The following is a 2,262-nucleotide window of genomic DNA, read 5'->3' on the forward strand; positions in this document are numbered from 1 at the left end:
GCTTCTACTTGGTCTTATCATAGTGATTTTGTTGGGGCGCAGTTCTAAAAATGATGAGCAGCAGCCGACACAAGACCAACCAATTCAATCAGATGCAAGTAGCGTCGCGCCTATCGCTTTAGGCGACGAGATGGACGACTTTGATAATGAATTGTCTTTAGACGATGAACAATTTGGCAATGAAGATGATGCTGATAAGTTATTTGATGACCAAGCATCGCCTGAAGAAGATGTATTTGCAGGTTTAGATGATTCTGATCTCGATTTTAATCTCGATGATGACGATGATGACCCATTTGCGAGTATTGGCGAAAATGGTGACTTAGACACTAACTTCGATGATCTGGAGTTAGACAGCAGCAACGGCATTAGTGTCAATGGCGATGACAAGGCGCTTGGTCTTGAAGAGATGGAGCGTGCACTCGATAAAACATCAGAAAGCGAACTCGGTTCTGATGAGGCCGATTTTGATCTTTCAGATGATAACTCAATGTCGAATGAAGATATTGAATCGCTACTATCACAGGATTCTGAGACTGAAGATCTAGGCTCTAACGAACTAGACCAATCTCTATTAGATGATCTATTTGCGCTTGATGATGAAGATGATGATAGCTTCGATATTGATGCTTTAATCTCAGAAGAGCAAAGTGATTCGATTTCTAATACCGACACATCAGCAACCGATGATTTTGACATTGATGCGCTTATCTCTGAACAACAGAGCGATACTGCACCTGCGGGCGTGAGCAACGATGAATTTGATATTGATGACATCTTCGCTCAGGTTGCGGCTCAGAACGATCAAGTCAATGAGCCTGTGAATCTCGATAATGATGACGAGGTTGCTGAGAATCTAAACAGCGCTTTGGCGTCTGATGATGATATCGATAACATCCTTTCTCAGTTTGATCTGCCAACCGAAAGTGAAGAAACTCAAGGCAGTGTCGACCTGCTCGATGAGCAATTGACAGGGGATGATGTTGATCTCAGTAATTCAACAGATCTCCTAGATGATATGTTGGAAGATGAATCGGATGATGATTCTGAGAGTGATCCTCTAGGTTTTGACTCATTATCTGAACTCGAAGAACTCTCAGGCTTGTCGACCGATGATGAGCTAGATATTTCGGAAGACAGTACTGAAACCTTGGATGAGTTGATTGATGATTCTGATGATGACTTTGAACTCGATGCCGAGAGCACAGACTTACTAGATGATTTTCTAGACGAAGACGCCAATGATGCTCAAGTTGCCGTCGAAGGTGACGAGACGTTAGATGAACTGCTAGGTAATGATCTATCAGTCGGTGAAACCGATGAACAAGATTCAGACTCTTTAGACCCATTTGATGATCTACTGACAAGTGGCATTGAAGACGAACTTGAACCTGAAGAGAAGGCGTTTGATAAAGAGTTAGACGAAGCCTTTGGTTTTGACAACGCCAGCGATGAGTCCGAAAAGGATTCAGACGTCGAACTTACTCCGTTAACCTCAGAAACACCTGAAGCTGAGTCTGAGCAAGCATCGGACATTAGTGCAACACCACAAGCTGAAGTCATTAGTGATGAATCGTTAGATTCGGAAGTGATTCAAGACAGTGCAGACGTTAAGCCAGAAAATAATGAAGCCTTTAATCGTGATGACTTTATCGATGATTTGTTCGGTGTCGCACCGGCAACAGATGCTTTACTTGATGACTCGCTAGAAACAACAGACGAAGCATTGATTGATGAGTTAATGACTTCTGATGACAATGATTTATTGCCAGCGACAGAAGAGCCTGTTGAGTCATTAATTGAAAATGCGGTTGAACCAGAGCAAGCGTCTCTTTCAGACAGCAACGAAGTGTCAGCGGAAAAAATAGTATCCGCTGAAGAAACCGCATCATCGGTTGAAGATGATGAACTGGATATCGACTCACTGCTCTCTGAGAATTCTGATTTTGACAAACCAGTTTTTGAAGAGCGAGTTCAAGAAGAAACTGTACAACAAGAAGCAGAACCAGAGCCGAAAGAAGCCGACGCCCAAGAACAGCGTGAAGACATCGCTGCTAGTTATGAAGAGCAAGTATCGCCATCGTCTTTAAATGATCTCTCTGAAGATGATGAAGAGACGGTTGAAGACTGGTTAGCCGAAGCTATAGACGATGTAGAGTCGCCTGCGAATGTTGCCTCTGATTTTGACTTTGAACCGAAAATCCAAGGTAGCGATCAGTTTGAAGATGTCGTTGAATCCTTGCCAGAGCCAGAGCCAGAGCC

At 43.3% G+C, this 2,262-nt stretch carries 1 pseudogene; it reads left to right on the top strand.

Features of this window, described 5'->3' with window-relative positions:
* Nucleotides 1–2,262: pseudogene (locus AB4653_RS15540) on the top strand (ATPase); the annotation flags it as partial.

Origin of the sequence: Vibrio sp. 10N.222.48.A3 (genome assembly GCF_041475345.1) — a bacterium.
GTDB classification, from domain to species: domain Bacteria; phylum Pseudomonadota; class Gammaproteobacteria; order Enterobacterales; family Vibrionaceae; genus Vibrio; species Vibrio tasmaniensis_A.